Source organism: Cycloclasticus sp. PY97N (genome assembly GCF_002443175.1).
Lineage (GTDB): Bacteria > Pseudomonadota > Gammaproteobacteria > Methylococcales > Cycloclasticaceae > Cycloclasticus > Cycloclasticus pugetii.
Genome location: NZ_CP023664.1, coordinates 708940 through 735758 on the forward strand (window position 1 = coordinate 708940; position 26819 = coordinate 735758).

Sequence of the window (26819 nt, forward strand, 5' to 3'; positions counted from 1 at the left end):
TAACGTTGTAAAGGTTAGGTTACCAGATGATTAATTGGTCGGAAATAGAAACTGTTTTATTGGATATGGATGGTACTTTGTTGGATCTACGGTTCGACAACCATTTTTGGCAACGTGTTGTGCCTGATTATTTTGCTAATAAGGAAGGTATTTCATTTGATGAAGCAATTAAACAGCTAGAGCCTCTTTTTAAAGCCCAAGAAGGCTTGTTAAATTGGTATTGCTTAGATTATTGGAGCGAGGCATTAGGTATTGATATTGTTAAGCTAAAAGTTGAAACACAGGAACATATTAAAGAATTGCCGCATACACGCGATTTTTTAGGAGCTATAAAAGCATCGGGTAAACGCTGTGTGTTGGTAACAAATGCACATGCAGAGAGTTTAAACCTAAAAATGCAAAAAACAGGTTTGGTAGAGTTTTTTGATGCGATTGTTTCTGCGCATGATTTTGGTTACCCCAAAGAGCAGCAAAGTTTTTGGCATGCTTTTCATCAGCTGGAGCAGTTTGATAAATCTAAAACCGTGATGGTGGATGATAGTTTAAGTGTGTTGAAGGCAGCCGATACATTTGGCATTCAATACATCGTCGCTATTACTAAACCCGATAGCGCTGAGCCACCGCGTATCGTACATGACTATTTAGCAGTCGAAAGTCTTGGCGCTATTCAGCCAAAATAAACGGCTTAATTACCGTTTATGTGAGCGTGATTTTTGTTGTGTTCGAGCGTTTGCTGGGCGTTTGTGAGTAGATGGTTTAGCGGTTCTTTTAGTAGCTGGTTTAACATCCGGTAAGGAGGCGCCATCAATATTTTCGAAAGGAATTTTGTGTGATATATAGGCTTCAATGTCAGGCAGTGAGTAAGCATAGGTTTCACAGGCAAAACTAATGGCTTTACCGCTGGCGCCTGAGCGGGCGGTTCTACCAATTCGGTGAACATAGTCTTCGGCATCTTGAGGTAGGTCAAAATTAAATACATGACTAACAGCAGGAATGTGTAATCCACGAGCGGCCACATCAGTGGCAATTAATAAAGGTAGTTTGCCGTCTTGAAAGCGAGTTAAAATGGTTTGTCGTTTTTTTTGTGGTACATCGCCTGAAAGCACGGCGTTATCAAAGTCGTTGCCCTTTAGGTAACGATGTAAACGGTCTGCAGTGTGTTTGGTATTAATGAAAATAATCCCTCTTTCGGGTTTCTCATTTGTCAGCAGATGAAGAAGTAAGGGGATTTTTTCATTATCAGCAGGGTAATAAACAGACTCAACCACTTGTTTTGCAGTTATTTGTTCGGGTTCAACGCGAACCATTACAGGATTGTTCATATGCTCGTAAGCCAATTCGGTAACTTTGAACGAAAGTGTTGCCGAGAACAATAAGTTTAAACGGTTTTCAGGTTTAGGTAATCGTCGTAATAAATAGCGAATATCATTTATAAACCCAAGGTCAAACATTCTGTCTGCTTCATCTAGTACTAGGACCTCGGTGTTTCTAAGGTTAAATACTTTTTGTTTGAAAAAATCGATGGTTCGTCCCGGGGTGCCAATTAAAATATCCACACCATCCTCTATGGTTTTACGTTGTTTATCGTAATCTGTTCCACCGTAGGCAAGGCCGACTTTAATGTCAGTGTGTTTACCAATAATTTTTGCATCATTTGCAATTTGTATCGCCAGTTCACGCGTTGGAGCAAGAATAAGCGCCCTAACACCTTTTTTATTATCGGCAGGCGTTTTTGTTAGTAGGGTGTGATACGTGGCGAGTAAAAAAGCAATGGTTTTTCCAGTGCCTGTTTGCGCCTGTCCTGCGACATCGTTGCCGAGCAAACTGATGGGTAAGGTTTGTTCCTGAATAGGCGTGCACTTTATGAAATTAGCCTCGTCTAAACCTTGAATTAAAGGGGCAGTGAGCCCAAGTGAAGAAAATTGAGTATCAGTAAGATGGGTGTCGGACATAAGTTATGTAATTGTTGAAGAAATAGAGGAGTGAATTGGAAGTTTAGTTAGGAATGAAATATTCATGGTAAGCTATGCATCTGATATCGTACTCTATTATGATGTAATAGTGCGTAGTATTAACCGAACGGAGATAAATAGTGAGTGAAAATGTAGTTCATACCACCGATGATAGTTTTGAACAGGACGTTTTGGCGTCTGAACAACCAGTATTAGTAGATTTTTGGGCTGAATGGTGTGGTCCTTGTAAAATGGTAGCACCGATCCTCGATGAAATTGCAGACGAATATGCCGGTAAGTTGAAAGTCGTTAAGTTGGATATAGATTCAAACCCAGCGATGCCAAGGCGTTTTGGTGTGCGAGGCATTCCAACCTTAATGGTTTATAAAGCTGGTGAAGTGGAAGCGACCAAAGTAGGAGCCGTGACTAAATCACAATTATCAGCATTTATTGACAGTAATATCTAAAAAAATACAACGCCTTCGCCTTAAAGGTAGACGAGGGTGTTTTTTAATGCTACCTTTACTTCCATAAGTAAGAACCCCTTAAGCACGCCACTTGCCGTGCAAACAATCAAAAAAATCAATTAAAAAACCTCTAGTGCTAAATGTGCACGTTTATACCTTTTTATTCCAACCTTAAATCTATATGAACCTAACTGAGCTGAAGCGTAAACCCGCAACTGAAATCCTTGAACTTGCGAAAGAACTTGGTGTTGATAACACTGGGCGATCATTAAAACAAACCACTGTCTTTCAAATTCTTAAGAAAATAGCCAAAAAAGGCGATGATGTATATGGTGATGGGGTTCTTGAAATATTATCAGATGGTTTTGGGTTTTTAAGGTCGGCAGATGGTTCGTTTTTAGCGGGTCCAGATGATATTTATGTCTCGCCGAGTCAGATTCGTCGGTTTGGTTTAAGAACGGGGGATACCATTTCGGGAAAAATTCGCCCACCTAAAGATAGTGAGCGTTACTTTGCACTATTGAAGGTCGATAAGCTTAATTATGAAAAACCAGAACATGCAAAAAACAAAATAGCGTTTAAGGATTTAACGCCTATTTTCCCCAATGAACGTTTAACTTTAGAAATGGGGAATGGTACGACTGAAGATTTAACTTCCCGTGTTATTGACTTGGTATCACCCATTGGTAAGGGGCAACGTGGCTTAATTGTGTCACCGCCTAAAGCTGGTAAGACCATGATTCTGCAAAATTTAGCGCACTCTATTGCTGCAAATAATCCAGAAAGCCATTTAATGGTTCTATTGATCGATGAGCGGCCTGAAGAGGTGACAGAGATGTCACGTACCGTTAAAGGTGAAGTGATTTCCAGTACATTTGATGAGCCTGCTTCTCGCCATGTTCAGGTGGCCGAAATGGTTATTGAAAAAGCAAAAAGAATGGTGGAGCACAAAAGAGACGTTATTATTTTGTTAGACTCTATTACCCGTTTGGGTCGAGCCTACAATACTGTAGCGCCTTCATCAGGTAAAATTTTGACTGGTGGTGTGGATGCTAATGCACTTGAACGTCCTAAACGTTTTTTTGGTGCGGCACGTAATATTGAAGAAGGCGGTAGTTTGACAATTATTGCAACAGCTCTCGTTGAAACCGGTTCGCGTATGGACGATGTGATTTACGAGGAGTTTAAAGGCACGGGTAATATGGAGCTTCATCTTGAGCGTAAAATTGCTGAAAAACGTATTTACCCAGCGATTAACGTTAACCGTTCAGGCACACGCCGAGAAGAATATTTAGTGGACGCTGATATCCTTCAAAAAACTTGGATTCTCCGCAAAATTCTTAATCCAATGGATGAAATGGGTGCGATTGAGTTCTTGTTAGAACGCTTTAAGAAAACAAAAACAAATGGCGAGTTCTTTGATTCAATGAAGCGTTAGCAATTAATAATTTTAAGAAACAAAAAAAGAGCGTTTATATTTAAACGCTCTTTTTTTGTGTGTTGATATTTTATTAGGCTAGGCCGATTGTTCGCGCTTTATAGCGCGGTGGCCAATATCAGTTCGGAAGTATACATTGTCCCATTGAATTGAACCGACCGTCTCATAGGCCTTTAATTGCGCGTCGAGTACGCTGTTACCTAGGGCACAGGCGCACAGGACACGGCCGCCATTAGTGGTGATATCACCATTGCTCATTTTGGTACCAGCATGAAAGGTTTTAGCATTATCGGTCTCCGTTGGAATACCAGTAATAATGTCACCCTTATGATAGTCGAAAGGGTAGCCACCAGCGGCAAGAACCACACCAATAGCTGTGCGAGTATCCCACTGAGCTGAGATGGTATCTAATTTATTATCAAGGGCGGCATTACACAGCTCAGTCAGGTCGCTCTTCAAGCGCATCATGATGGGTTGGGTTTCTGGGTCGCCAAATCGACAATTGTATTCAAGTACTTTGGGTGTTCCTTGAGCGTCAATCATTACGCCTGCGTATAGAAACCCGGTGTATGGAATACCGTCTTTTATCATGCCATCCAATGTAGGTTGAATAATGGTATCCATGATGAGGTCATGCATTTTAGGTGTTACAACAGGTGCAGGTGAGTAAGCACCCATGCCACCCGTGTTAGGACCTAAATCTCCATTATCACGTGCTTTATGGTCCTGAGATGAGGCCATGGGCAGTGCTTGATTACCATTGGCAATGACAATAAAGCTGGCTTCTTCACCGAGCAAAAATTCTTCGATCACAACGCGATGACCTGCTTCACCAAAGGCATTGCCAGCTAACATGTCGTTGACCGCGTCAATGGCTTCTTGTTTAGTTTCCGCAAGGATAACGCCTTTGCCAGCGGCTAAACCATCAGCCTTTACAACAATAGGAGCGCCTTTGCTGCGAATGTAGTCGCAAGCAGGTTCGATATCGCTAAAGCTTTGATAGTCAGCGGTAGGAATATTATGGCGTGCTAAGAAGTCCTTACAGTAGGCTTTGGATCCTTCAAGTTGTGCAGCCAGTTGGGTTGGGCCAAAACAACGTAAACCGTTAGCGGTAAATTGATCAACGATACCGGCCACTAACGGAGCTTCGGGGCCAACAATGGTCAATTCAATTTTTTCTTCTAAGGCAAAGGTTAATAAGCGATCAATATCTTCAGCCTGAATGTCAATATTGGTAATGCCGGGTTCTTGTTCGGTGCCTGCATTACCGGGTGCTACATAGACCGTATCTACGTTAGAAGATTGCTTTGCTTTCCACGCTAAGGCGTGTTCACGCCCACCGCCGCCTACGATTAGTACATTCATTATAGAACTCCTTGATTAGTGCCTAAAGTGGCGCATGCCCGTAAAGACCATGGCAATATCGTGCTCGTCAGCCGCTTGAATAACTTCCTCGTCACGCATTGACCCACCAGGTTGAATCACTGCTCGAATACCCACTTGAGCAGCATTATCGAGGCCATCTCTAAAGGGGAAGAATGCATCAGATGCCATGACAGAGCCAGTAACATCTAGACCTGCTTGCTCAGCCTTAATCGCGGCTATTCTCGCAGAATTAACACGGCTCATTTGACCGGCGCCTACGCCGATAGTCATGTTGTTTTTGCCGTAGATGATAGCATTTGACTTAACAAACTTAGCAACGCTCCAGCTGAACAATAAATCTTGCATTTCTTGTTTGCTGGGTTGTCGTTTGGTAACAACGGTTAGATCTGTGAATAACTCTTTATCAATAGTTTGGACAAGTAGGCCGCCATTAACACGCTTGAAATCATAGCGATCTTCGTCGCTTTTTTCCCATTGTCCGCTGTCCAGTAGGCGAAGGTTTTTCTTGCCAGCGATGACGGCCAAGGCATCTTCGTTAACACCTGGGGCGATAATGACTTCAACAAATTGACGATCTGTGATGGCTTGAGCTGTTGCTAAATCAAGTGGACGGTTAAACGCAATAATGCCGCCAAACGCAGATTCAGGATCTGTTTGGTAAGCTCGGTTGTATGCGTCCAGAATGTTATCACCAAGGGCTACGCCACAGGGGTTTGCATGTTTCACGATTACGCAGGCTGGCGAATCATCAAACTGTTTAACACACTCAAGCGCCGCATCGGTATCGGCGATATTGTTATAGGATAACTCTTTGCCTTGATGCTGAACTGCTGAAGCAATTGTGCCGGGTTGAGAGGCCTCTTCGGTAAAAAAGGCTGCTTTTTGATGAGGATTCTCACCGTAACGCATCACTTGTTTTTGTTTAAATTGTAGGTTAATAGTACGAGAAAAGTCGGCTTTATCGCCGTTTTCTTGAATGGCCCCTAAATAATTTGCGATAGCGCCGTCATATTGTGCAGTATGCTCAAACGTCTTAACGGCAAAATTAAAACGACTAGGCGCATCGACCCCGCCAGTTGCCTTAATAGACTCAATGGTTTGTTGGTAATCATTAGGGTCAACAATAATGGTGACATCTTTATGGTTCTTAGCAGCAGCGCGAATCATAGTGGGCCCACCAATATCGATATTTTCGATGGCCGTTGCAAGATCACAATCTGGATTTGCCACTGTTTGTTGGAAGGGGTATAGGTTTACAACAACTAGGTCGATCGGCTTGATATCATTATCTTGCATAATGGTTTGGTCAATATCACGGCGACCTAAAATACCACCATGAACTTTTGGGTGCAGCGTCTTGACGCGGCCATCCATCATTTCTGGAAACCCGGTGTAATCACTGATTTCTACAACAGGAATATTATTGTTTTGTAGTAATTTAGCGGTGCCGCCGGTTGAAATGATTTCAACACCTAAGCTGCTCAATTGTTGACAGAACTCAATAATGCCTGATTTATCGGAAACGCTAACTAAAGCGCGAGTGATTTTATTGCTCATTTTTTGACCTGTTTATGAAAGAGTGTCAGGCCTAATTGGCCTATCTGAAAACAGGGTATTCTATAGAAAGTCGTATGTTTTTGCTGAGCTTTTTGCTACTCGGCTTAGAACTGAACTAGGGTTAAATATCCAAATTGTAGCTGGCTAATTTCTTTCTCAGCGTGCCACGGCTTAAACCAAGCATCTTCGCAGCTTTAGACTGGTTAGACTTAGTATGGTTTAGCACTGCTTCAAATAATGGTTTTTCAACTTCACTGATGACTAGTGCGTGTAGGTCAACGACTTCTTGACCGTCAAGTTGTGCAAAATAGTTTTCGAGTGCTTGTGTCACTTGGTGACATAAAGGTTGTTTTGATTTATCTAAACTCATGCTACTTGGTGTTGTGTTTGTGTAAGGGCATGAAAAATTTTATCCATAAAATCTAGTTGTTGCTGAGGCTCTTGGATGGAAAAACTTTTCTTAACAAGAGGCAGTAATGATGTATCTAGGTGTTTAAAATACCAAGCTATATGCTTTCTGGCAATCCTGACGCCCATAATATCACCATAAAATTGATGTAGCTGCGTAATATGGCGAATAACAACCTGTCTTATTTCCTCAAAGTCAGGTGGCGCTAAGGTCTCGCCTGTTTTCAAGAAATGGTCAATTTCTCTGAAAATCCAAGGTCGCCCTTGGGCACCACGGCCTATTAACAGACCATCTGCATTGGTGTGATGTAATACGTCACGTGCTCGTTGAGGGGTAGTTATATCTCCATTGGCAAATACCGGAATGTTGATGGATTGTTTAACGAGTTTAATGGTGTCAAATTCAGCGTTTCCATCATATTTACAAGCACGTGTCCGACCATGAATCGCAAGGGCCTGTATGCCGGCTTGCTCGGCAATTTTAGCAATGGTGGGGGCGTTTTTGCTGAGTGGATCCCAGCCGGTTCTTATTTTTAGCGTTACCGGAATGTGGACGGCAGAAACCACAGACTTTAAAATTTCTTCAACCAAAGGTTCGTCTCTTAATAAGGCTGAACCAGCAGCGACATTACATACTTTTTTAGCAGGACAGCCCATGTTGATATCAATAATTTGTGCGCCATTGGCTTGATTAAAGAGAGCCGCTTCAGCCATTTGTTTGGGATTTGTGCCAACAATTTGTACCGAGCGAGGCTCGTTCTCGCCATTATGATCGAGTTTCAATAAGGTTCGTCGGTGTTTGCGTAAAGCAGGGTTTGACGCAGTCATTTCAGACACCGCTAAGCCAGCCCCTAATTCCCGACAAAGTTGACGAAAAGGTCTGTCGGTTATTCCAGCCATGGGGGATAAGACTAAGTTGTTACTTAATGTATACGGACCAATTTTCATAAGAACTTAAAGGGGTTGAGTTGAGAGTTTTATGCGACACTCTCAGGTGTTTAGTGTCGCTATTGTCTGATCTTGAGTCAATCCTTAGCGGCGATTTATCGCAAGCATTTTACCTTAAGGTTGAAAGGATATTTCAAAACCAAAGGCAGTTTTGCTAGGTTTTTGGAAGGTAAGCGTAATGTTCCTTAGGGATTGAGGTGCGAAATAATCATTGATTTCACTGTCTGCTAGGTAATCATTTTTAGTAAAAACTCCTTGAGCTATTGGCTCACCGAGAGTCGATGTTAGTAGCAATTTTATGCTTGGATAGGGTTGTTCGGCTAAGGCGGAATTTTTGATTGTGAGTTGAAAAGACAGCAGCTCATCTAGCTTTGGGTGAGGCGTAAGCTGGCGTGCAATGATGTGAATTTCATCCAGGTTTTGGTAGCTAGGAATTGATAAGTCGAAGGTGTTATTGAGTTTTTTGAAGAAGGGTTGTAATTGTGTGTTCTGAGTTAATCGTGTTGATTCAATGAAGGCAATTTGAGTGAGAAGCACTAACACTAATACAAATGAAAGCAGACCGTAAGGCAGTTTATAGTGATGGGTGGTTTTTGTAGACTCCCATGCCGCAATAATTGGAGGAGAATCTATTTCAGACGAATGCTCTTGGATAGCAGTTGATGACTGAGTGATGTCTTCATTGGGTTTAATGGGAATAGTTCGCTCAATATCGGCGCTGAGTTCATTTTCCCGTGCATTAAATACTTTATGGCAATGGCCGCAGCGAATAACGCCTGACTTAACTGCTAATTGTTCAGGGGTGACATGTAGTGTACTAAAACAAAAAGGACAAAGTGCATAAGGCATTGCTCAAGTTTTTTTAACGGCATGGAGGCAAGCCCAATTGTCTCTAATGGTGGCAGGGCAGAAGATGAATTCATGTTGGTAGGCGCTAATAACTTGCGTTACTTGTTCGCTAAGGATGCCAGACAATAATAAATGGCCTTTGGGTTTAACTAAGGCTGAAATATCGCTTGATAGTGAGATAAGCGGCTCAGCTAAAATATTCGCAATAACAATGGCTTGGGGTTTTCGAGGGTATTGATCAGCGGCATAAACTTTGACTTTATCAAGCACATTGTTTTGTTCGGCATTGCTCGTTGTGGCGATAAGTGCCTGAGGGTCAATGTCTATGCCAATAGCACTTTTTGCACCTAATAAAAGACCTGCAATAGCGAGTATGCCAGAGCCACATCCAAAGTCGATAATATTGCTTTTTGTAAGATCATGTTTGGCTAACCAATCAAGACAAAGGGCGGTCGTAGGATGTGTGCCGGTGCCAAATGCTAGACCAGGGTCGAGTCGTAATAAGGTTGCATTGGAATCTGCAATGTCATGTTCGGTAGAGCAAACCCAAAAGTTATCGCCAAATTTAATGGGTTGGAAATTTTCAAGCCAAACACGTTCCCAGACTTGGTCTTCTAGACGCTCAATAGTTAATTGCCACTCGCCCTGATGGCCAAGTTGTTGGTTAAAAAATTGCTCGATATTTTTAAGGTCGTCTTGTTCGTCAAACAAACCTGTAATGGAGACATGTTGCCATAGAGGCGTGCTATTTAATGGCGGCTCATAAATAGGTTGGTCGGCTCTGTCTGTGATGGTCACAGACAGAGCGCCAAGGTTTTCTAATAAGCCTTCAATCGTTGCGGCTAACTCTTGAGTTGTTGCAATGGTCAATTGTTGCCATGCCATGCCGATTACATCCCCAGTTTCTTTTCAAGGTAATGAATATTATAGACGCCTGAGGCAAAATCTTTGTCGACCACAATGTCCTTTAATAACGGGATATTGGTGTGAATGCCATCAATAACCGTTTCGTTAAGAGCTGTTTTTGTGCGAGCAAGTGCAGAGTCGCGAGAGGGGCCTGATGCGATCAGTTTGCCGATCATCGAGTCATAGTATTGAGGCACGGTGTAGCCGTTATAGATATGGCTATCAAAGCGAATGCCAGGACCGCCTGGGATATGTAACTGTGTGATTTTCCCTGGTGAAGGCATAAAGGTTTCAGAATGCTCAGCATTTAGACGACATTCAATAGCGTGACCTGAAATTTTAATATCATCTTGCGTGTAACCAAGTGGTAGACCAGCGGCAATTTTCAGTTGTTCAGCAACAATATCGACACCAGTGACAATTTCTGTAATTGGATGTTCTACTTGAACCCGTGTATTCATTTCAATGAAATAAAATTCACCTTTCTCATATAAGAACTCAAAGGTTCCTGCTCCATAGTAGCCAATATCTGTACAGGCTTTCGCACAGCGAGTACCAATTTCTTGGCGAACCTCTTCGCTGATGCCAATTGCGGGCGCTTCTTCAATTACTTTTTGGTGCTTACGCTGAGTTGAGCAGTCACGTTCTCCCAAGTGAATGGCGTTACCGTGTTGGTCGGCCAGCACTTGGAATTCGATATGGCGTGGCGTTTCAAGGAATTTCTCCATATACACCATATCGTTACCAAAAAAGTTTTTAGCCTCGGTTTTGGTCAGTGAAATGGCATTCAAAAGGGCTGCTTCTGTATGAACCACACGCATCCCGCGGCCACCACCACCGCCAGCAGCTTTAATGATAATGGGGTAGCCAATATCACGGGCTAATCTGACATTTCGTTCTTTGTCATCGTTTAACGGGCCATCTGAACCGGGAACGCAAGGCACGCCAGCCTTAATCATTGCCTCAATCGCTGAGACTTTATCACCCATTAGGCGAATTGTTTCCGAGCGAGGGCCAATAAATGTAAAGCCGCTTTGTTCTACGCGTTCAGCAAAGTCCGCATTTTCAGACAAAAAGCCGTAGCCGGGGTGAATAGCTTGGGCATCGGTAATTTCTGCAGCACTAATAATGGCGGGTACGTTTAGGTAGCTTTCTGTAGATGAAGGACCGCCAATACAAACGGATTCATCTGCTAAACGAACGTGTTTTAAATCACGGTCGGCAGAGGAGTGAACGGCAACTGTTTGGATGCCCATTTCGCGACAGGCACGCAAAATACGCAAAGCAATTTCACCACGGTTGGCAATAAGAATTTTATCGAACATATTTTTCTCGTCTCAGGGGCGGTTATTCGATGATGAAAAGTGGCTGATCAAATTCGACTGGGTGGCCATTCTCAGTCAACACTGATGCAATAACACCAGATTTGTCCGCTTCAATTTGGTTAAGGATTTTCATTGCTTCAATAATGCACAAGGTATCGCCTTTTTGAACGGATTGACCTATTTTGACGAAAGGGGCCGAGCCTGGCGCAGGTGCGTCATAAAACGTGCCGACCATTGGAGAAGTAATAACATGTCCAGACGGCTGTTCAGTATTGTCGCTTGCAGCTGCTTGAGGCGCAGCGCTGGCAACGGCTGGAGAGGCAGCAGGTGCAGGCATTTGTGTTACGGCAACAGGTTGTGTTGAAGAGTAACGATTGATACGTACAGACTCTTCACCTTCGTGAATTTCAATTTCTGCAATATCGGACTCTTCGATGAGTTCGATCAGTTTTTTAACTTTTCTTATATCCATAATTAATCTCTTGATGGTTTTTGTATTAATGGGAGAGCTGCAAGCAGCGCTAATTTATAACTGTCGGGGCCGAAGCCACAGATAACACCTTTGGCAATATCTGAAAAATAAGAGTGTTGGCGAAATGACTCGCGAGCATGAACATTTGATAAGTGAAGCTCAATAAAAGGTGTGTCGCTTGCTAATAGGGCATCACGCAAGGCAACGCTTGTATGCGTAAAAGCCGCTGGGTTTAATAAGATAACAGCAACCTTATCATGCTTACTTTGTTGTACTTTATTAACAAGGTCATGCTCTGCATTACTTTGATAGAAAAGCAATTCGTGTCCGTGTTGTTCGGCCAGCTGAGTTAAGGAACTCTCTATATCTGCGAGAGTTTGAGCACCATAAATCCCAGGTTCTCGTGTGCCTAGCATATTTAGGTTTGGGCCGTTGATGACTGAAATAATTGCCATAATGTACTAACTTAAAAATAATTGGTTATGCAATTTCATCTTGCAATAAGGGGGGATTTTGCCAAAGCTTTTGGATAAAGTCTATATAAAATGTTATTTCGCGAAAGATAAAGACAAATATAAGCAAGTTAGCAGGAGTTAGCCTTTTGAAAGCTGAATGGATTTAAGAATTTTGGATCGTTCAAGAAGCCCTACTTGACGAGTAATAATGCGGCCTTCAGGGTTGATAATAACAGAAAAAGGAAGGGCGCCCATGGTGTTGCCGTATTGCCTTGCTAGATCCAGACCCTGTATTTCGGCAATTAAATTTGGGTAGTTGATGCCTACTTCTAAAGCAAATTTGTTAACTGAGACCGTGTTATCAATGGCAACTCCAATGAACTGTAGGTTGGTTGCACCATATTCTTTTTGCATGGCAATGAATTCAGGGATTTCTTCACGACAAGGTGGGCACCAAGTTGCCCAGAAATTAAGCACGATATAATTGCCGTCCCATTCCTTAATGTTTCGTAACTGGCCTTGAAGGTCGGGAAAAGAAAACTCTGGCCGCATGGTTGGGGCCTGCTGAGTAGCTGTTGTGTCGTTAGAGCTAATAGTTAAAGGGTTCTTGCTAAACAAAGTGATAGCAACGGTAGCGAAGATAAGTATAAAACCAATTGAAAATAGAGCCTTCTTCTTCATTTATTTCAGTATTTGTAGTTGTTTTAGAAAATCGTCAGCTGCCATATAGCCGATGACTCGATGTTGTTTTATTTCAGTGCCGTTAGGCGAAAAAAATAAAATGGCTGGTGGCCCAATAAGTGAGAAAGCATTTAATAATGCTCGATCTTCATCATTATTTTTGGTGACATCTGCTTGTAACAGGAGGGTGTTTTTTAAAGCCTGTTGGATAGATGGTTCACTAAAGGTAAAGGCTTCCATTTCTTTACAGGAAACACACCAGTCAGCATAAAAATCTAACATGACGAATTGTTTGTTTTGAGAGGCAAGCTGTAAAGCAGCCTGTAAGTCGTCAATATTTTGGATTCTCTTAAATGGCAGGCTATGCTGTAGAGTGTTATTTTTTTGCGAAAGACTAAAGTTGGCTAAAGGTTTTAAGGGGTTGCTTCCGCCGGAGGCTGCACCGAGCATTAAAATAACACCATAGATCATCAAAATAGCACCGACTCCTTTGGATAGTTTTTGCCAACCCGAAGAATTTTCTGGTAACCGATCCAGTGCGTTAAGGTAAATGGCGCAAATAATAAATAAGCTTGCCCACAAAAGGAGTGTGATGCTGGCCGGTAAAATGCGCTCAACAAGCCAGATAGCGACAGCCAATAATAACACCCCAAAGAAGTACTTAATGGGTTCCATCCAGTGCCCGGCCTTAGGTAATAATTTACCCGCAGAAACACCGATAATTAGTAAGGGAATGCCCATACCGAGGCCTAACGAGAATAGTGCAAGGCCGCCTAATACAGCATCGCCCGTTTGTCCTATATAAATCAACACCCCGGCGAGTGGCGCAGCAACACAGGGGCCAACAATAAGTGTCGATAAAATACCCATGATTGCACTGCCCCATAAGGAGCCGTGTTTTTGGTGTTGTGACAGTTGAGATAGTTTACTTTGGAGTGCATTAGGTAGCTGTATTTGATACAAGCCAAACATCGATAAAGCAAGTAACACAAAAAGCCCACTAAAGATGCTGAGAATCCAAGGGTTTTGAAAGGTGGCTTGTAAGTTACTACCAAACAGGCCCGCTAATATGCCGAAAAGCGCATACGTTATTGCCGAGGCAAACACGTAACTAAAGGATAAATAAAAGGCTTTACGTGTAGTAAGGCTTTTGCCATGCCCAATAATAATGCCAGACAGAATAGGGATCATGGGAAATACACAAGGCGTCAATGAGAGTAATAGACCAAACCCAAGGAAGGTTAAAGCGGTCAACCAAACGGTATTGTCCACAAGGGCTTTGGCGATTCGGCCCTGTTCCGAAATATTGCTAGGGGTAGGTTTTGTCGGCTGGGTAATATTTAGGTGGTTTGTCGGTTGCAGGGATAAGCTCACCGTTTTATTCATGGGCGGGTAGCAAACCCCAATATCAGCACAGCCTTGAAATCGAATGTTGAGCGTTACGTTAGTGGGTTTAACAAGTGGATTGGTTAAGCGTTGGGTGAGTCGTAAATCATGGTAATAAACCACCGTATCACCAAATATCTCATCTACTTTGCGCTTGCCTTTTGGGAATTTTATTGCTTCTAACTGAACGCCTTGAGGGTTGATTACTGTTACCTCAACCTGTTGTTGATATAAGTAATAACCGTCAGCAATTTGCCAATTTAAGATAATGTGTTGTTGATCGTTTACCTCTGCAAAAAATTTAAAGGCATCATCTGGTTCCAGTAATGCATCAGAGGGGGAAGTACTGAATCGATCAAATAAATCACCTATTGTATCGGTAATATTTTTTTTATTAAGGTCTGCCTCAGCTGCAAGCCCCATTGATGTAGAAAATACAGCGCAAAGGAGAAGACATAAAATAATTACATTTCTTGTTTTCATTGAGTAATTGATTGGGTCAGTATGCTAACTTGAAATATCAAGCATTGCTCAGGTGCTTGTTGTTCATTGTTATTTGTAGGCATTATAACGCCACCGGTAATACAAAGGAGCTGATTTTGTTTTGCATAGAGATTAGGACCTGAAGAGCTCCTGATATCTTTCTTTTTAATGTTGTTATTGTGCTGTTTATCTGTATGCCAGTTTTTACAAAGGCATCGTTCCTGTGTAAGCTGTTGGCTATGAATCCCTTTTCTGTTTTTTTGTTACTCTTAATTGTTGTCCCTGTGGTGGAAATTTATTTTCTTATTCAGGTGGGAGGCATAATCGGTGCGTTTCCTACCGTTGTGTTGATTTTGCTGACAGCGGTATTAGGTGCTTACCTGTTTAGATTGCAGGGCCTAGCAACACTACAGCGCATACAGGCAAGCCTGTCTAGAGCTGAGATACCAGCAGTGGAGATGGTTGAGGGTGCTATGTTGCTGGTCAGTGGAGCCTTGCTGTTAACACCAGGCTTTTTGACGGACATTATTGGTTTTCTTTGTTTAGTGCCGTCGTTACGATATCGCTTTGCGCGCTCTATTCTGCAGAGCTCGTTAATGGGCCAAGCCTCTTTCCAACAAGATGGCCCGTTTCAACAAGGCAGCCGTGAAGACGCGTTGGATGGGGATATCATCGAAGGTGAGTTCAAGCGGGAAGACGAGACTGATGTAACAAAAAAAACAACTAAACCACCTAAGCTATAAAACGACTTCAAACCCTTCAAAGTTAGGGTGCCCAATATATAAACCTTTTGTTTGCCCGGCTTGAGCGTGCACTTGTTTAAACGCGTCCGAGTGAGTCCAGTCATCAAAAGCCGCTTTATCTTGCCATGTTGTATGTGAGGCAAATAGGGTGTGATCCTCAAGTGCTGGGCCACGTAAAAGGTGAAATGTTTTAAAACCAGGGACTTCATTTAAGCGAGATTCGCGTGAACGCCAAACTTCTTCAAACTCGTTTTCTTTGCCAAGGCTTACTTTAAAGCGGTTCATTGCGATAAACATAACACTGCTCCTTTTTGGTTAAATAAGACTTTTTTACCATTCATTACGCTGAATAATCGAGACTATTAAATGGATATCGTCGTCGTTAATGATACGTTAACTAAAGAGGTTAGCGTATGTTCTTTTAAGACTGCAATATAAATATTTAGTAAGGGGACTAATACCACTAGTGGTTCAAGGGGTGTTGACAGTGCGTGCAAAATGCGATAGTTAGATAAGTGTTGCGCTGCAATAAAAACACTGTATAATCCAACTCAGCAAAGAAGAAGTTATTGCTTATACCTTAAAACAAATAAAAGGATATGACATGTTAAATAATCTAGAAACTTTATTCGCTCCTGCTAAAAAATTAGTTGAATTAAATAAAGCACAGTTCGAAAAAGCTATTGCCGCACAACAAGCTGCAGCTAAAGAATATGTTGCTCTCACTGAAGCACGCATTAAAGCGGCTACTGCCATTACAGATCTTGAAGGCCTAAGTGCTTTTGTTAAAGATCAGGTTGAACTGGCCCAAAGTAGCTTTGAAAAAGTACAAGCTGATAGTAAAGAATTGATTGAAGAGGTTAAGGCTTATAACGAAGAAGTGATTAAGCTTGTTCAAGAAAGCAACTCAGTAGTAACTCAAGAAGTTAAAGACACTGTAAAAAAAGCAGCTAAAAAAGCAGCTTAAAGTGAAACTAATTGCTTGACCATTTGTGAGAAGTCCTCTTTTTGAGGATGGTTTAATAGCTATAAAAATCCGCTGCCAAATTTGGTAGCGGATTTTTTTTGTTTATGAGTATCTTAAGAAAACAGAGGTTATATTTTTTATAGCCAGTTTATGCGTTTAACTTACAGAAATGGGCGAATGTTTGGTTGGCTGGTTTTCAGATGCTCTTTAAATGCGTTAACTTGATTGAGTGTGCGTTCAGTTCTCGTCAGGCTAATGTTGACCTCGGCGATAATATGACTAGGGGGGGCGGATAAAAATAAAATGCGATCGGCTAGTGTTATCGCTTCGCTTAAATCATGGGTAACAAATAATATAGACCTTGGTTTTTCATGCCATAAGTTTAATAAAGCCCCTCTGGCTTTGTTCGCGTTGGCCTGGTCGAGCGAAACGAACGGCTCATCCATTAACAACAAGTTACTTGGTAAGCAAAAAGCTCTTGCAAGTGAAACCCGTCGTTGCATTCCCAGTGATAAATGATGGGGGTAGCTATGTAGATGGTCGCCTAAGTTTAAGGATTGAAGAGTTTTTATTATGCTGGCTAAAGAAGCATCGGGCTGGGTTGCTAATTGAATGTTTTCCAAGACAGTTCGCCATGGTAATAAACGGGGAGTTTGGAAAACGTAACTGGGTCGAAGCTTGCTGCTTTGACTATTAATAGTACCGTCATAATCACTATCAAGGTCCGCGATAATATTAAGCAGCGTTGTTTTGCCACAGCCTGATGGGCCGACAAGGCAGACAAACTCATTATTTGTTATATCGAAAGAAAGGTTTTCTATGACGGTGAACGTTTCCTTAAGCCCACTTTTTGGAAAGTTCTTCTTTTTTATATCGACAGTAAGAGAGCTCATCGTACGTTATTTCCAGCGTTGAGATTTTTTGTCCAAGGGTTTTAATATCATGCTTTCTATCAATTGAATGACAATAATAAAAGAAACGGTATAAGCCATAATGCTGGGGATATCAAAAAGTTGAAAAAACAGGTGTATTTGATAACCCATGCCATCGCTTCTGCCTAACATTTCAACGACTAAAATTATTTTCCATATTAGAGCAAGGCCGGTTCTGGCGGCAGCCATAATGTAAGGAAAGAGTTGGGGGAGAATTACATGACGCAATGTCTTGTAGCGCCCAAATCGATAAGCCCTAGTCATTTCCATAAGGTGCTCATCTAGGTTTTTAGTGCCTTCTCTAATGGTGACGATAACGTTGGGAATCTTGTTGATAACGACAGCGAAAATAGCAGCTGTTTCAACTAAACCAAACCAAATGTAACACAAGATAATAGTCACCAAAGCAGGGATATTTAGCAGAATGATTAGCCAACTATCAAAAAATTGATTGAGTGAATTGTGCCGGCCTAAAAGAATCCCAATGGCGGTTCCTATAAGCATGGCCAGAAAAAAACTAATTATTAACCGATATAAAGTTACGCCAAGGTGATGTGGTAATTCATGGGTTTGAATAGCATGAGCCAGTGTCTTATAAACCAGTAAAGGTGAGGGTAAGACGGGGCTGTTAAATGTGACTGCGGCAAGTTGCCAAATTAATATCAGCAGCCCTAATGATAACATCGAGTTTAAGAATGAGGAGCGTAGCATCATGAGGTTGGTTAATTAATGGCCGCTATTCCAAAATAAATTAGGGTCAAATTGCTTGACTGTCCCGACAAGTTTTTCACCTCCAATATCGGCTATTATAGAGTAAATATCAGCAATGGCTTGTTTCTCTTCAGCTGAAAATTTTTTAATTTGTCCTTCGCAATAACTCTTTCGTAACAGTTGTTGAGTCAATGTGTTGTGTGTCTTGGTTAGCGGCAAGATGGCTTTCCAGTGTTTATCTGAAGTACATAAGAGCTGAGTGGCATCATGGCTAGCGGTGAGAAAATTATTGAGGCTGATTGACTGCTCTCGTGCCCATTTTTCACTAAAAACGTAGCCAAGGATGGGAACGGTTTTGTTGATACCGAGTTGCTGAATAATCTCATGCGTATTAATAATTTCACGATAAGCATCTGCTTTTAAACGCGTACTATAGTGCCAATAATTGATTAGGGCGTCCAACTGGCCTTGTTTGATGAGGCTATTGAGCAGCGGTGGGGCGCCAAAAAATGTATCGATGCCTGTTTGAAGGTCGATGCCTTTTTTTAATGCTAATGCTCGGAGTAACAGCCAGTTTTTATCTAGCTCGCCTCCTGCGATCCCTAATCTCTTACCGCTCAAATCCTTGATGGAATGAATAGCTGAGTCATTAGGCACCATAATAGAACCTGCCGCGGATGAATAGGGGGCAAATAAATAATCAGATGAAAATTGGCGTTGGCGCGCAACCCATGTCCAATCTGAGACAATAATATCGGCAGCACCTGCTTGCAGTGCAATTTTGCCCGCTTGAGTGTTGGCTAAAGGCTGGATGATGAGTTCAAAACCATTTTTTTTATCAAGTCGATTTTTCTTTATGGTTTCTAATGTCCAGTTAACAGTACCAAACTTAAGGACAGAGATTTTTATCGGCGTGCCTGTATCGGCGATAGCGCTATAAGATAAAATAAATGCAGTTATCAGTACGTAGCTGGTGAGGTATGTTTTTAATGACAGTCGCATCTATAGTAAAGGGGGCTGTTGTAATAATTGTTATAGAAGCTAGTTTATCTTAATTACAGTGAAGGTGAAGTGAATGATGAAATAGGCCTTGGGAGGTATATAAAAGCTCTAGTTTGGAGTTAGCTTTATGAACTAATTTATTGACCTATAAATTTAAACTGCGGTAAGGTGTACAAAGTACGAATGTGGCTGTAAGTCATTAATTATAAATGAGAATAATTTTCAATTGAAAGTAATTCTCAAGAAGCTCGTAACCTTTTGAAGTGCGGGAGTTTCTTAAGAAAAATTAGGAGAAGCAGTTTAGATTGTATGAATGCCGTATCGCCAATAATAAACACAAATAAGTTAATCGACAAATTTGGTCGACAAGTCACCTATGTGCGAATTTCTGTGACAGACCGTTGTGATTTTCGCTGTGTGTATTGTATGAGCGAGGATATGGAGTTTTTACCGCGCGAAGAGGTATTGAGCTTAGAGGAAATAACTCGTTTATCGAAGGCTTTTGTAGAAATGGGCGTGACGAAAATTCGTATAACAGGGGGTGAGCCTTTGGTACGAAAAGATATCGTCAATATGCTGGCAGATGTTGCTAAGTTAGAGGGCTTGGAAGAATTAGTTATTACGACAAATGGTTCGCAATTAACTAAATTAGCACACCCATTGAAAGAGGCTGGCGTCAAACGAATCAATATCAGCTTAGATAGTCTTGATGCGGATAAATTCAAAAAAGTAACGCGAGTGGGTGACCTTAATACTGTCTTAGAAGGTATTCAAGCTGCTAAAAAAGCGGGCTTTGAAAAAATTAAACTAAATGCGGTGATTCTTAAAAATAGGAATCACGATGAGGTAAACAGCTTAGTTCAGTTTGCAATGAAAGAGGGGCTCGATATCAGCTTTATTGAAGAAATGCCTTTAGGGGCCATAGAAAGTCACTCGAGACAAGAGGCGTATTACTCTAGTGATGAAATTAAGCGCGATATAGAACAACAATTTGAATTGCTACCAAGTACAAAAAATACGGGTGGTCCAGCACGTTATTACGGCGTAAAAGGTTATGACAATTTGGTGGGTTTTATTTCTCCACATAGCCATAACTTTTGTGATACTTGCAATAGAGTGCGTGTTACAGCATCGGGCTTGTTGTTATTGTGTCTGGGGCAAGAGCACTCAATGGATTTAAAGCAGGTACTAAGAGCGAACCCAACAGATTTAAATAAGGTCAAAGAAGCGCTTATAGAGTCAATGGACATAAAGCCAAAAGGGCATGATTTTGATATGACAGAACAACCTGTTATTTTTCGACATATGAGTGTTACGGGCGGTTAAGTGTGAGTGTGGCAAAGAGGTAAGTTTTACCAATCAAATTAGGCCTTATGTCTTTACGGTATAAATTTTTTGTTAATGTTATTAAAAGTAAATAGAACCCACAGGAGGGTGTTATGCAGATGTCATTAGTTATTGACGCAAATAAATGTACGGGTTGTTTGCAGTGTGAAATGGCTTGTTCTTATGAAGGCGAGGGTGTTTTTAACCCAGCAAAATCCAGAATTAAAATCTTCCCATTTCATGAAGAAGGTATTTTTGTACCTTACACGTGTACCCAATGTGATGAAGCGTGGTGTATGCATGCTTGTCCTGTTGAAGCGATTCAGTTGAATAAAGAAACAGGCGCAAAAGAAATTGTTAATGATTTATGTGTTGGCTGTAAAGTTTGTACGATTGCCTGCCCATTCGGAACGGTTAACTATAATGCAGACAGTGGCAAAGTGATTAAATGTGATTTATGTGGCGGTGACCCAGAGTGTGCAAAAGCATGCCCAACGGATGCTATTACTTATCAAGATGCGAATTGGACTGGGTATGACAAAATGAAAGGTTATGCGGCGAAAGCGATGCCAGCAAAATAACGACTGACGTTATAAGATAAATGGCATTGATCGGCGTTTGATATCCATTAGCTGATCAAAGTGCTAATAGAAAGGGCGAGACAAAAGTCTCGCTTTTTTTATGCTTGATTTTAGCTTTAAAGGAACGTGTGATGAATCTAAAAGTTGCAACCTGAACAGCAAAGCCAGTGTTCTTTGAGTTGACAACAAGTGAGGCTGAATAATGAAACTATTTAAAAAAAAACAATTTACATTAGACATGGGGTTCTCGCGCAAAGAGTTTCTTTCGTTGCTCGAGAACCAAAATAAGTTGGTTTATAAACGCGATGAAAATCTCATTATCTTTACAGTAGCTGATCAACAGGCGCGTCTTAGCTTAGGTCATGAGGGTACGCATAAAGTATCCTCTACGCGCCTACCAATGTTGCCCGTGAGCTTTGACTTTTCAACGATGGATGATGAAAAGCAAGCGCAGTTTATGGACGTGTTTTTGCTTAAGTTTCTTCGTGGTGGGGGCTAGCCAGTCCCGTAAGTTTCCTGATACTTAAGAATACTGTTTAAATGCTCAGGTTCAGCTGATTCTTTGAGGTAATCGATAATGTCTGCTAAGCCAATAATAGAAGCGACTTTAAAGCCATAGCTTTCTTCCACATCGTCGATTGCTGAGGTGTCGCCACGACCTTTTTCTTGCCGATTAAGCGCGATTAGAACACCGGATGCAGTCGCATTAGCTGATCGAATAATATCGACAGACTCTCTAACCGAGGTGCCGGCACTAATAACATCATCAACAATGATAGCGTTACCCTTCAGTTCTGAGCCGACTAACAAGCCACCTTCGCCGTGGTCTTTGACTTCTTTACGATTAAAAACATAGGGTATATCTTGATTTGACACCTCAGATAAGCCAATAGACACAGCGCAAACAAGTGGAATGCCTTTATAAGCGGGACCATATAAAATATCGTAATCCATACCAGAGTCTATCAAGGCATGTGCATAGAAATGCCCTAATTTTCGTAAACGATAGCCCGTGTTAAATAGCCCTGTGTTAAAAAAGTAAGGGCTAATTCGGCCAGACTTTAGGGTGAATTGTCCGAATTTGAGTGCGTTACATTGCAGGGCGAATTCAATAAACTCGCGTTTGTAATTTTTCATGGTCTGATTATCTGGGTTAATGTTGGGCTATTTTATACTGAAAGGTGCTCTATTTCGTAGGAACGAAGCAATCTTTTGGCGCGATATTATTCTGAATCAGTGTGTGCAGTTAGGTTAACTTCTTGGCTGCTGATATCAATTTCTATGTTTAACTCAATGGGGCGGCAGCAGACACAGCAGTCCTCGACTGTTTGATGGTTGCCTTGAGAGGTGTCGATGAAGGTATCGATTCGTTCTCCGCAGTATGGACAACTGTAAGTTTTGTTAATCAGTAATTCGTTCATTCGCTGGGTAAAAAGTGTTCTACGGTATCATTTAGAAAGTTCCATCCTTGCTCGGTGCAGCGGTAGCTTGAAGCGTTCCGCTGTAATAATTTCTTGTTAACCAGTGAGTCTAAGATGGCTTGTATTTGGTAAGCGTTTTGATGTGTTTGTTGTTGATAGTGGTCAACTGTAAAGCCTGATTTTAAGCGCAAAGCATTCATCATGTATTCAAAAGGTAACTCAGCGTCTTTAACGATATTTTTTCCACCTATAACATCTTGAGTGCCCGCCAGCTTGATGTAGTCTCGAGGCAGTTTCTTTTTCCAATAGCGTGAGATAGTACCTTGTTCATCGGTTAACTTGCCATGTGCGCCCGCGCCGATTCCAATGTAGTCGCCAAATTGCCAATAATTTAGGTTATGACGAGACTGCTGCCCCTCGGCAGCATAGGCAGATACCTCGTATTGGTTAAGTTCGTTATCAATTTTTGTTTGACAGGCAACTTGCATATCCCAAATTAACTCATCATGCGGTAACGCTGGTGGGTGTTTATAAAATAAGGTGTTTTTTTCAAGGGTGAGTTGATAATGAGACAGGTGGCCTGTGTGGTAACTTAGTGCCATTTCAACGTCGTCAATGGCTTGTTGGATGTTCTGGCCGGGTAAGCCAAACATGAGGTCAAGATTGATTCTATTAAAACCAGCTTTTTGTGCTAGTTGGATGGCCTTATGCGCTTGCTCAGCATCATGAACACGGCCCAGTTTTTTCAAATGTTCGTTATTAAAGCTTTGCACGCCAATGGATAGGCGGTTAATACCAATTGCGTGAAAGTCAGAAAATTTCTTGGCTTCGGCTGTACCAGGATTAGCTTCTAAGGTAATTTCAGTCTGTTCATTAATACCCAGCGCATTATCGGTTGCCTCTAGAATGCGGTGAATACTAGCAGCGGAAAAGAGGCTGGGTGTGCCGCCACCGATAAAGATACTTTTTAATGACTTATTGTTAACAGTTTCTATTTCGGTTGAGAGATCTTTTATCAGCGCGTTAACGTACAGTTCTTCGTTATAGTCGCCTTTTTTTTCATGTGAATTAAAGTCACAATAAGGGCATTTTTTAATGCACCAAGGGATATGAATATAGAGGCTATAATCTGTTGAGCCTTTTGTCATGCTTGCGTCGTGAAGTAATCAGAAATTTGAGGCATGAGTTGATTCAATGCTTTAGCGCGATGACTGATTGTGTTTTTGATAGAGGGCGCTAGCTCAGCAGAGAGGCACTGGTGTTCAGGGGTAAAAAAAACGGGGTCATAGCCAAAACCATTATCGCCATTTTCTTGAAATGCGATACGCCCTTCCCAAACACCATGAGAGATCAAAGGGGAAGGGTCATTAGCATGTGCCATGAAAACCATCACGCAATGAAAGCGTGCTGTACGTTTTTCCTGAGCTACGTCGGCTAACGCATTGAGTAACTTTGCGGTATTTTTTTTATCGTTGCTGGGTAAGCCTGCATAACGGGCAGAATAGACGCCAGGCGCGCCATTAAGGGCATCAACTTCTAGTCCAGAGTCATCCGCAATGGCAGGTAAACCTGAAATTTTTGTTGCTTGTCTAGCCTTAATGATAGCGTTTTCAATAAACGTAGTGCCGGTTTCTTCGGCATCAGGCACATCAAAATGTGATTGTGAAACAATCTCAATGTTTTGATGTTTAAGCATCGCCTGAATTTCTGCTATTTTCCCTTTATTGCTGCTGGCCAGCACAAGTTGTTGGATCATTTTGCTAAGGCGTCACGCTGTTGCTGCATTAATTCGCTAATGCCAGATGCGGCAAGGTTTAACATTTCATCCAGTTCTTCACGACGGAAAGCATGCCCTTCCGCAGTGCCTTGAACTTCGATGAAGGCACCTGCTTCATTCATAATGACATTCATGTCAGTTTCCGCTTCGGAGTCTTCGGGGTAGTCTAAGTCTAGCACTGGCACGCCGTTGAAAATGCCTACAGAGACAGCAGCAATTTGACCATGGATTGGGTTTTTCTTGATTTTTTTCTCATCGAGTAATTTTTCAATAGCCAATGACAAAGCAATAAAACTTCCCGTAATAGAGGCGGTGCGTGTCCCGCCATCTGCTTGAAGAACATCGCAGTCGATAGTGATTGTGTAGCCATCTAGTGCGTTTAGATCAACGGCGGCACGCAAAGAACGACCTATGAGGCGTTGAATTTCTTGTGTGCGACCGCTTTGTTTGCCGCGCGCAGCTTCGCGACCCATACGGCTGTGTGTTGAACGCGGAAGCATGCCGTACTCAGCAGTGACCCAGCCTTGACCTTTGTCTTTTAAAAACCTTGGTACACGGCTTTCAACCGAAGCGGTGCATAGAACTTGGGTGTCACCACAGGCAATTAATACAGACCCTTCGGCGTGAATCGTAAAGTTGGTTGTTATTTTTACTTCGCGAAGTTGGTCAGGGTTACGTCCACTGGGTCTCATGTTTTTTCCTATGATAATAATATTGAATGACGGGCAACGTTGAAAATGCCACGTTTGATAATATGCGCATTATAGGCCAGAAAAATCACTTTATCTGACTGAATTAAGAATTCTGGCGGTAGTTTATGATATTCAATAAGTCGTCGATGGATTGGGGCCTTTTAGAGGGTGACATTTGCATGGCCCAGTCGATAGCGTAAAGAATATTTTCATTAATTTGCTTCTTATAAAGACGGTGGGCCGATTGCCTTTTTTCAATAGCGACAACGTCTGATGAGCTTATAGGGGCGGTTCTATCTAAACAAGTGCGCATGCTAGCGCCTATTGCATAGCAATCACTCCAAGGGCCTAGTGTTTTGCTTTGCTCGTGTTGTTCTGGTGCAGCGTAACCCTTTGTCATGCTATGTGAATTTAGCTGTTGTTGGTTTTTGTAAGACAGTGCTGAACCAAAATCGAGGATGAGAGGGTTGCATGAGGGTCTTAATAGAATGTTATCGGGTTTAATATCGAGATGAAGTAACCCTCTGTTATGCATGTTTTTAATACATCGCATTACGGGTAGAAAAACGTCCAGTAAAAACTCAGTGGTCGCGATATTTGTTGAATCTTTTAACCAATTTCCAAGGGTTATACCGTAGTCATAATTCATCACTAAGTAAGCGGTATTATTGCAGAGGAAAAAATTAAGCACGCTAACAATGTTTGGGTGTTTGAGGGTTGTTAATAAGGTGGCTTCTTTCATAAATAACTGGCGGCCACGTTGGAATAAGTTTAGTGCCGCCGAGTCAATAGGCATGACAGCGTTGCCATCGCGTCTAGTTAGGTGTTTAGGCTTGTATTCTTTGATAGCAACTTGTTGCTGATCGTTTAGTTGGCGAGCTAAATAGACGGTGCTGAAACCGCCTTGTGCAATGACGCGTTCGATAATATATTCATCAACAACAGTGCCAGAGGGTAAGGTCTCGGTATGATTTGTTGTTGCGTGTGCAGGAAGTGAGAAGGTGTTTTTTGTCATCAGGGTATTAATCTTTTTAAAAACAGCCTAATATTTATTGTTTAACGTTAAGTATAGGCGACAAAATGATAAGAAGTATGACTGCTTTTGCAAGTAGTGAGTGTGAAGTTGAAGGATACACGTTGATTTGGGAGATTCGGTCAGTTAATCATCGTTATTTAGATGTTTCACCTCGGTTGCCTGAAATATTTCGTACGATTGAACCATTAGTTCGTGAGGCAGTTGGCAAGCGGCTAAAGCGTGGCAAAGTTGATTGTAACTTGGTTTACAGAAAACAAAAGCAAGGCGAAGAAAGCATTGAAATAAATCAAGCACGCTTGAAGCAGTTGCTAACAGCAACCTCGAAGATCGAAACGAATATGGAACAGTTTCAGAAGCTGTCTGCGTTAGATATTTTACGTTGGCCGGGTGTGCAAGCAGAGGTAAGGGAGGACTTAGAGCCGGTGCATGATGGTGCGATGTTATTATTAAATCAGGCGTTAGAGCAATTGATTGACTCGCGTGAACGAGAAGGCGCCAATATATTGGAAATGGTTGATTCGCGTTGTGAGCTGATTCAAGAACAAATGGACATAGCTAAAACACGGCTACCAGAAGTGCAGGGCTTACTGCGTGAAAAGCTAGAAAAGAAAATTAAGGACTTGATGGATGAGCCTGAGCAAGCAAGGCTTGAGCAAGAGCTTGTTTATTTTTTACAAAAAATGGATGTTGAAGAAGAGCTAGATAGGCTTGAGTCACATGTTAAGGAAGTACGTAGGATTTTGCACCAAGAAGAACCGGTTGGACGACGGTTAGATTTTTTGATGCAAGAACTTAATCGAGAAGCGAATACCTTGGGATCAAAGTCGGCAGATATCCAAACAACGAATGTTTCTGTTGAGTTAAAAGTTCTGATAGAACAAATGCGAGAACAAATTCAAAACATAGAATAAAGGACAA

The 26819-nt window shown here is 41.8% G+C and carries 31 protein-coding genes; 9 read left to right on the plus strand and 22 right to left on the minus strand.

Features of this window, described 5'->3' with window-relative positions; genetic code table 11:
• Positions 1 to 26: 26 nt before the first annotated feature.
• Positions 27 to 680 carry a GMP/IMP nucleotidase gene (yrfG, locus tag CPC19_RS03495; RefSeq protein WP_016390545.1) on the plus strand — a complete coding sequence of 218 codons (654 nt, stop codon included), beginning with the start codon at positions 27 to 29 and terminating at the stop codon, positions 678 to 680.
• 9 nt (positions 681 to 689) lie between these two features.
• Here the strand turns inward: yrfG and rhlB are convergent, their stop codons facing one another.
• Entirely contained in the window at positions 690 to 1952 is a 1263-nt protein-coding gene (rhlB, locus tag CPC19_RS03500; protein ID WP_015006666.1) for an ATP-dependent RNA helicase RhlB, read from the minus strand.
• A 140-nt stretch (positions 1953 to 2092) separates the two neighbouring features.
• Here rhlB and trxA point away from each other — a divergent pair, with 140 nt between their 5' ends.
• On the plus strand, positions 2093 to 2419 hold the full coding sequence (gene trxA / locus CPC19_RS03505) for a thioredoxin TrxA (RefSeq protein ID WP_015006665.1): 327 nt from the start codon (positions 2093 to 2095) through the stop codon (positions 2417 to 2419).
• Positions 2420 to 2600: 181 nt separating this feature from the next.
• A complete protein-coding gene (rho, locus tag CPC19_RS03510) occupies positions 2601 to 3857 on the plus strand; it encodes a transcription termination factor Rho (RefSeq protein WP_015006664.1) in 1257 nt (418 codons plus the stop codon).
• A gap of 78 nt (positions 3858 to 3935) precedes the next feature.
• On the opposite strand, the gene purD is transcribed toward rho, so the two are convergent.
• From purD to CPC19_RS03565, 11 genes are all read right to left on the minus strand, one after another.
• On the minus strand, positions 3936 to 5222 hold the full coding sequence (gene purD, locus CPC19_RS03515) for a phosphoribosylamine--glycine ligase (protein ID WP_016390546.1): 1287 nt from the start codon (positions 5220 to 5222) through the stop codon (positions 3936 to 3938).
• 15 nt (positions 5223 to 5237) lie between these two features.
• Positions 5238 to 6800 carry a bifunctional phosphoribosylaminoimidazolecarboxamide formyltransferase/IMP cyclohydrolase gene (purH, locus tag CPC19_RS03520; protein WP_016390547.1) on the minus strand — a complete coding sequence of 521 codons (1563 nt, stop codon included), beginning with the start codon at positions 6798 to 6800 and terminating at the stop codon, positions 5238 to 5240.
• Between the two features lie 121 nt (positions 6801 to 6921).
• Positions 6922 to 7170 carry a DNA-binding transcriptional regulator Fis gene (gene fis / locus CPC19_RS03525; RefSeq protein ID WP_015006661.1) on the minus strand — a complete coding sequence of 83 codons (249 nt, stop codon included), beginning with the start codon at positions 7168 to 7170 and terminating at the stop codon, positions 6922 to 6924.
• Positions 7167 to 8156 (minus strand): tRNA dihydrouridine synthase DusB, encoded by a 990-nt coding sequence (gene dusB / locus CPC19_RS03530; RefSeq protein ID WP_026362656.1) that lies wholly within the window; start codon positions 8154 to 8156, stop codon positions 7167 to 7169. Before dusB ends, fis begins: the two co-directional genes overlap by 4 nt.
• 114 nt (positions 8157 to 8270) lie before the next feature.
• The gene (locus CPC19_RS03535) at positions 8271 to 9005 is read right to left on the minus strand and encodes a zinc-ribbon and DUF3426 domain-containing protein (RefSeq protein WP_016390548.1); all 735 of its coding nucleotides are present in this window, start codon (positions 9003 to 9005) and stop codon (positions 8271 to 8273) included.
• Between the two features lie 3 nt (positions 9006 to 9008).
• Complete coding sequence (gene prmA, locus CPC19_RS03540) at positions 9009 to 9890, minus strand: 50S ribosomal protein L11 methyltransferase (protein ID WP_016390549.1); 882 nt, start codon at positions 9888 to 9890, stop codon at positions 9009 to 9011.
• Between the two features lie 5 nt (positions 9891 to 9895).
• A complete protein-coding gene (accC, locus tag CPC19_RS03545) occupies positions 9896 to 11236 on the minus strand; it encodes an acetyl-CoA carboxylase biotin carboxylase subunit (protein ID WP_015006657.1) in 1341 nt (446 codons plus the stop codon).
• 22 nt (positions 11237 to 11258) lie between these two features.
• On the minus strand, positions 11259 to 11708 hold the full coding sequence (accB, locus tag CPC19_RS03550; protein ID WP_016390552.1) for an acetyl-CoA carboxylase biotin carboxyl carrier protein: 450 nt from the start codon (positions 11706 to 11708) through the stop codon (positions 11259 to 11261).
• Positions 11709 to 11710: 2 nt separating this feature from the next.
• Positions 11711 to 12163 carry a type II 3-dehydroquinate dehydratase gene (gene aroQ, locus CPC19_RS03555; protein ID WP_016390553.1) on the minus strand — a complete coding sequence of 151 codons (453 nt, stop codon included), beginning with the start codon at positions 12161 to 12163 and terminating at the stop codon, positions 11711 to 11713.
• A gap of 138 nt (positions 12164 to 12301) precedes the next feature.
• Positions 12302 to 12844 carry a TlpA family protein disulfide reductase gene (locus CPC19_RS03560; RefSeq protein WP_016390554.1) on the minus strand — a complete coding sequence of 181 codons (543 nt, stop codon included), beginning with the start codon at positions 12842 to 12844 and terminating at the stop codon, positions 12302 to 12304.
• Positions 12845 to 14713: a protein-disulfide reductase DsbD gene (locus CPC19_RS03565; RefSeq protein WP_084709583.1), complete on the minus strand. Its 1869-nt coding sequence runs from the start codon at positions 14711 to 14713 to the stop codon at positions 12845 to 12847.
• Positions 14714 to 14952: 239 nt separating this feature from the next.
• On the opposite strand from CPC19_RS03565, the gene CPC19_RS03570 reads away from it, so the two are divergent.
• Positions 14953 to 15456, plus strand: a complete 504-nt coding sequence (locus tag CPC19_RS03570) for an FxsA family protein (RefSeq protein ID WP_015006652.1) — start codon at positions 14953 to 14955, stop codon at positions 15454 to 15456.
• Here the strand turns inward: CPC19_RS03570 and CPC19_RS03575 are convergent.
• A complete protein-coding gene (locus tag CPC19_RS03575) occupies positions 15451 to 15753 on the minus strand; it encodes an antibiotic biosynthesis monooxygenase (RefSeq protein ID WP_015006651.1) in 303 nt (100 codons plus the stop codon). The genes CPC19_RS03570 and CPC19_RS03575 overlap by 6 nt on opposite strands.
• 307 nt (positions 15754 to 16060) lie before the next feature.
• On the opposite strand from CPC19_RS03575, the gene CPC19_RS03580 reads away from it, so the two are divergent.
• Entirely contained in the window at positions 16061 to 16423 is a 363-nt protein-coding gene (locus CPC19_RS03580; protein ID WP_015006650.1) for a phasin family protein, read from the plus strand.
• Between the two features lie 161 nt (positions 16424 to 16584).
• On the opposite strand, the gene CPC19_RS03585 is transcribed toward CPC19_RS03580, so the two are convergent.
• Genes CPC19_RS03585 through CPC19_RS03595 form a run of 3 tightly spaced genes read right to left on the minus strand, consistent with a single transcriptional unit; the run spans position 16585 to position 19068 of the window.
• The gene (locus CPC19_RS03585; RefSeq protein WP_016390556.1) at positions 16585 to 17316 is read right to left on the minus strand and encodes an ABC transporter ATP-binding protein; all 732 of its coding nucleotides are present in this window, start codon (positions 17314 to 17316) and stop codon (positions 16585 to 16587) included.
• A 6-nt stretch (positions 17317 to 17322) separates the two neighbouring features.
• Positions 17323 to 18069 carry an ABC transporter permease gene (locus tag CPC19_RS03590; protein ID WP_016390557.1) on the minus strand — a complete coding sequence of 249 codons (747 nt, stop codon included), beginning with the start codon at positions 18067 to 18069 and terminating at the stop codon, positions 17323 to 17325.
• A 12-nt stretch (positions 18070 to 18081) separates the two neighbouring features.
• Complete coding sequence (locus tag CPC19_RS03595) at positions 18082 to 19068, minus strand: ABC transporter substrate-binding protein (protein ID WP_016390558.1); 987 nt, start codon at positions 19066 to 19068, stop codon at positions 18082 to 18084.
• A 309-nt stretch (positions 19069 to 19377) separates the two neighbouring features.
• Here CPC19_RS03595 and moaA point away from each other — a divergent pair, with 309 nt between their 5' ends.
• From moaA to CPC19_RS03610, 3 genes are all read left to right on the plus strand, one after another.
• A complete protein-coding gene (gene moaA, locus CPC19_RS03600) occupies positions 19378 to 20394 on the plus strand; it encodes a GTP 3',8-cyclase MoaA (protein ID WP_015006646.1) in 1017 nt (338 codons plus the stop codon).
• 113 nt (positions 20395 to 20507) lie between these two features.
• Entirely contained in the window at positions 20508 to 20975 is a 468-nt protein-coding gene (locus CPC19_RS03605; RefSeq protein ID WP_015006645.1) for a 4Fe-4S dicluster domain-containing protein, read from the plus strand.
• A gap of 202 nt (positions 20976 to 21177) precedes the next feature.
• Positions 21178 to 21474: a hypothetical protein gene (locus CPC19_RS03610; RefSeq protein ID WP_015006644.1), complete on the plus strand. Its 297-nt coding sequence runs from the start codon at positions 21178 to 21180 to the stop codon at positions 21472 to 21474.
• Here the strand turns inward: CPC19_RS03610 and pyrE are convergent.
• The 6 genes from pyrE to CPC19_RS03640 all read right to left on the minus strand — a co-directional run bounded on the left by pyrE (position 21471) and on the right by CPC19_RS03640 (position 25880).
• Positions 21471 to 22112, minus strand: coding sequence for an orotate phosphoribosyltransferase (pyrE, locus tag CPC19_RS03615; protein WP_016390559.1), 642 nt, complete (start codon positions 22110 to 22112; stop codon positions 21471 to 21473). The two genes, CPC19_RS03610 and pyrE, sit on opposite strands and share 4 nt — an antisense overlap.
• Positions 22113 to 22198: 86 nt before the next feature.
• A complete protein-coding gene (locus CPC19_RS03620; RefSeq protein WP_016390560.1) occupies positions 22199 to 22396 on the minus strand; it encodes a CPXCG motif-containing cysteine-rich protein in 198 nt (65 codons plus the stop codon).
• Positions 22393 to 23544 carry a radical SAM family heme chaperone HemW gene (hemW, locus tag CPC19_RS03625; protein WP_016390561.1) on the minus strand — a complete coding sequence of 384 codons (1152 nt, stop codon included), beginning with the start codon at positions 23542 to 23544 and terminating at the stop codon, positions 22393 to 22395. Before hemW ends, CPC19_RS03620 begins: the two co-directional genes overlap by 4 nt.
• A complete protein-coding gene (locus tag CPC19_RS03630; protein WP_015006640.1) occupies positions 23541 to 24152 on the minus strand; it encodes an XTP/dITP diphosphatase in 612 nt (203 codons plus the stop codon). The genes hemW and CPC19_RS03630 overlap by 4 nt, the downstream gene beginning before the upstream one ends.
• On the minus strand, positions 24149 to 24865 hold the full coding sequence (gene rph, locus CPC19_RS03635) for a ribonuclease PH (protein ID WP_015006639.1): 717 nt from the start codon (positions 24863 to 24865) through the stop codon (positions 24149 to 24151). Before rph ends, CPC19_RS03630 begins: the two co-directional genes overlap by 4 nt.
• Positions 24866 to 24968: 103 nt before the next feature.
• Positions 24969 to 25880, minus strand: coding sequence for a serine/threonine-protein kinase (locus CPC19_RS03640; protein ID WP_016390562.1), 912 nt, complete (start codon positions 25878 to 25880; stop codon positions 24969 to 24971).
• Positions 25881 to 25945: 65 nt separating this feature from the next.
• Between CPC19_RS03640 and CPC19_RS03645 the strand changes: the two genes are divergently transcribed.
• Positions 25946 to 26812 carry a YicC/YloC family endoribonuclease gene (locus CPC19_RS03645; protein ID WP_015006637.1) on the plus strand — a complete coding sequence of 289 codons (867 nt, stop codon included), beginning with the start codon at positions 25946 to 25948 and terminating at the stop codon, positions 26810 to 26812.
• Positions 26813 to 26819: the final 7 nt, after the last annotated feature.

Excerpts from the sequence above, each read along its gene's own strand:
- yrfG (WP_016390545.1), top strand. The coding sequence starts at position 27 with ATGATTAATTGGTCGGAAATAGAAACTGTTTTATTGGATATGGATGGT.
- rhlB (WP_015006666.1), bottom strand. The coding sequence starts at position 1,952 with ATGTCCGACACCCATCTTACTGATACTCAATTTTCTTCACTTGGGCTC.
- rho (WP_015006664.1), top strand. The coding sequence starts at position 2,601 with ATGAACCTAACTGAGCTGAAGCGTAAACCCGCAACTGAAATCCTTGAA.
- purD (WP_016390546.1), bottom strand. The coding sequence starts at position 5,222 with ATGAATGTACTAATCGTAGGCGGCGGTGGGCGTGAACACGCCTTAGCG.
- purH (WP_016390547.1), bottom strand. The coding sequence starts at position 6,800 with ATGAGCAATAAAATCACTCGCGCTTTAGTTAGCGTTTCCGATAAATCA.
- fis (WP_015006661.1), bottom strand. The coding sequence starts at position 7,170 with ATGAGTTTAGATAAATCAAAACAACCTTTATGTCACCAAGTGACACAA.
- dusB (WP_026362656.1), bottom strand. The coding sequence starts at position 8,156 with ATGAAAATTGGTCCGTATACATTAAGTAACAACTTAGTCTTATCCCCC.
- CPC19_RS03535 (WP_016390548.1), bottom strand. The coding sequence starts at position 9,005 with ATGCCTTATGCACTTTGTCCTTTTTGTTTTAGTACACTACATGTCACC.
- prmA (WP_016390549.1), bottom strand. The coding sequence starts at position 9,890 with ATGGCATGGCAACAATTGACCATTGCAACAACTCAAGAGTTAGCCGCA.
- accC (WP_015006657.1), bottom strand. The coding sequence starts at position 11,236 with ATGTTCGATAAAATTCTTATTGCCAACCGTGGTGAAATTGCTTTGCGT.
- accB (WP_016390552.1), bottom strand. The coding sequence starts at position 11,708 with ATGGATATAAGAAAAGTTAAAAAACTGATCGAACTCATCGAAGAGTCC.
- aroQ (WP_016390553.1), bottom strand. The coding sequence starts at position 12,163 with ATGGCAATTATTTCAGTCATCAACGGCCCAAACCTAAATATGCTAGGC.
- CPC19_RS03560 (WP_016390554.1), bottom strand. The coding sequence starts at position 12,844 with ATGAAGAAGAAGGCTCTATTTTCAATTGGTTTTATACTTATCTTCGCT.
- CPC19_RS03565 (WP_084709583.1), bottom strand. The coding sequence starts at position 14,713 with ATGAAAACAAGAAATGTAATTATTTTATGTCTTCTCCTTTGCGCTGTA.
- CPC19_RS03570 (WP_015006652.1), top strand. The coding sequence starts at position 14,953 with ATGAATCCCTTTTCTGTTTTTTTGTTACTCTTAATTGTTGTCCCTGTG.
- CPC19_RS03575 (WP_015006651.1), bottom strand. The coding sequence starts at position 15,753 with ATGTTTATCGCAATGAACCGCTTTAAAGTAAGCCTTGGCAAAGAAAAC.
- CPC19_RS03580 (WP_015006650.1), top strand. The coding sequence starts at position 16,061 with ATGTTAAATAATCTAGAAACTTTATTCGCTCCTGCTAAAAAATTAGTT.
- CPC19_RS03585 (WP_016390556.1), bottom strand. The coding sequence starts at position 17,316 with ATGAGCTCTCTTACTGTCGATATAAAAAAGAAGAACTTTCCAAAAAGT.
- CPC19_RS03590 (WP_016390557.1), bottom strand. The coding sequence starts at position 18,069 with ATGATGCTACGCTCCTCATTCTTAAACTCGATGTTATCATTAGGGCTG.
- CPC19_RS03595 (WP_016390558.1), bottom strand. The coding sequence starts at position 19,068 with ATGCGACTGTCATTAAAAACATACCTCACCAGCTACGTACTGATAACT.
- moaA (WP_015006646.1), top strand. The coding sequence starts at position 19,378 with ATGAATGCCGTATCGCCAATAATAAACACAAATAAGTTAATCGACAAA.
- CPC19_RS03605 (WP_015006645.1), top strand. The coding sequence starts at position 20,508 with ATGCAGATGTCATTAGTTATTGACGCAAATAAATGTACGGGTTGTTTG.
- CPC19_RS03610 (WP_015006644.1), top strand. The coding sequence starts at position 21,178 with ATGAAACTATTTAAAAAAAAACAATTTACATTAGACATGGGGTTCTCG.
- pyrE (WP_016390559.1), bottom strand. The coding sequence starts at position 22,112 with ATGAAAAATTACAAACGCGAGTTTATTGAATTCGCCCTGCAATGTAAC.
- CPC19_RS03620 (WP_016390560.1), bottom strand. The coding sequence starts at position 22,396 with ATGAACGAATTACTGATTAACAAAACTTACAGTTGTCCATACTGCGGA.
- hemW (WP_016390561.1), bottom strand. The coding sequence starts at position 23,544 with ATGACAAAAGGCTCAACAGATTATAGCCTCTATATTCATATCCCTTGG.
- CPC19_RS03630 (WP_015006640.1), bottom strand. The coding sequence starts at position 24,152 with ATGATCCAACAACTTGTGCTGGCCAGCAGCAATAAAGGGAAAATAGCA.
- rph (WP_015006639.1), bottom strand. The coding sequence starts at position 24,865 with ATGAGACCCAGTGGACGTAACCCTGACCAACTTCGCGAAGTAAAAATA.
- CPC19_RS03640 (WP_016390562.1), bottom strand. The coding sequence starts at position 25,880 with ATGACAAAAAACACCTTCTCACTTCCTGCACACGCAACAACAAATCAT.
- CPC19_RS03645 (WP_015006637.1), top strand. The coding sequence starts at position 25,946 with ATGATAAGAAGTATGACTGCTTTTGCAAGTAGTGAGTGTGAAGTTGAA.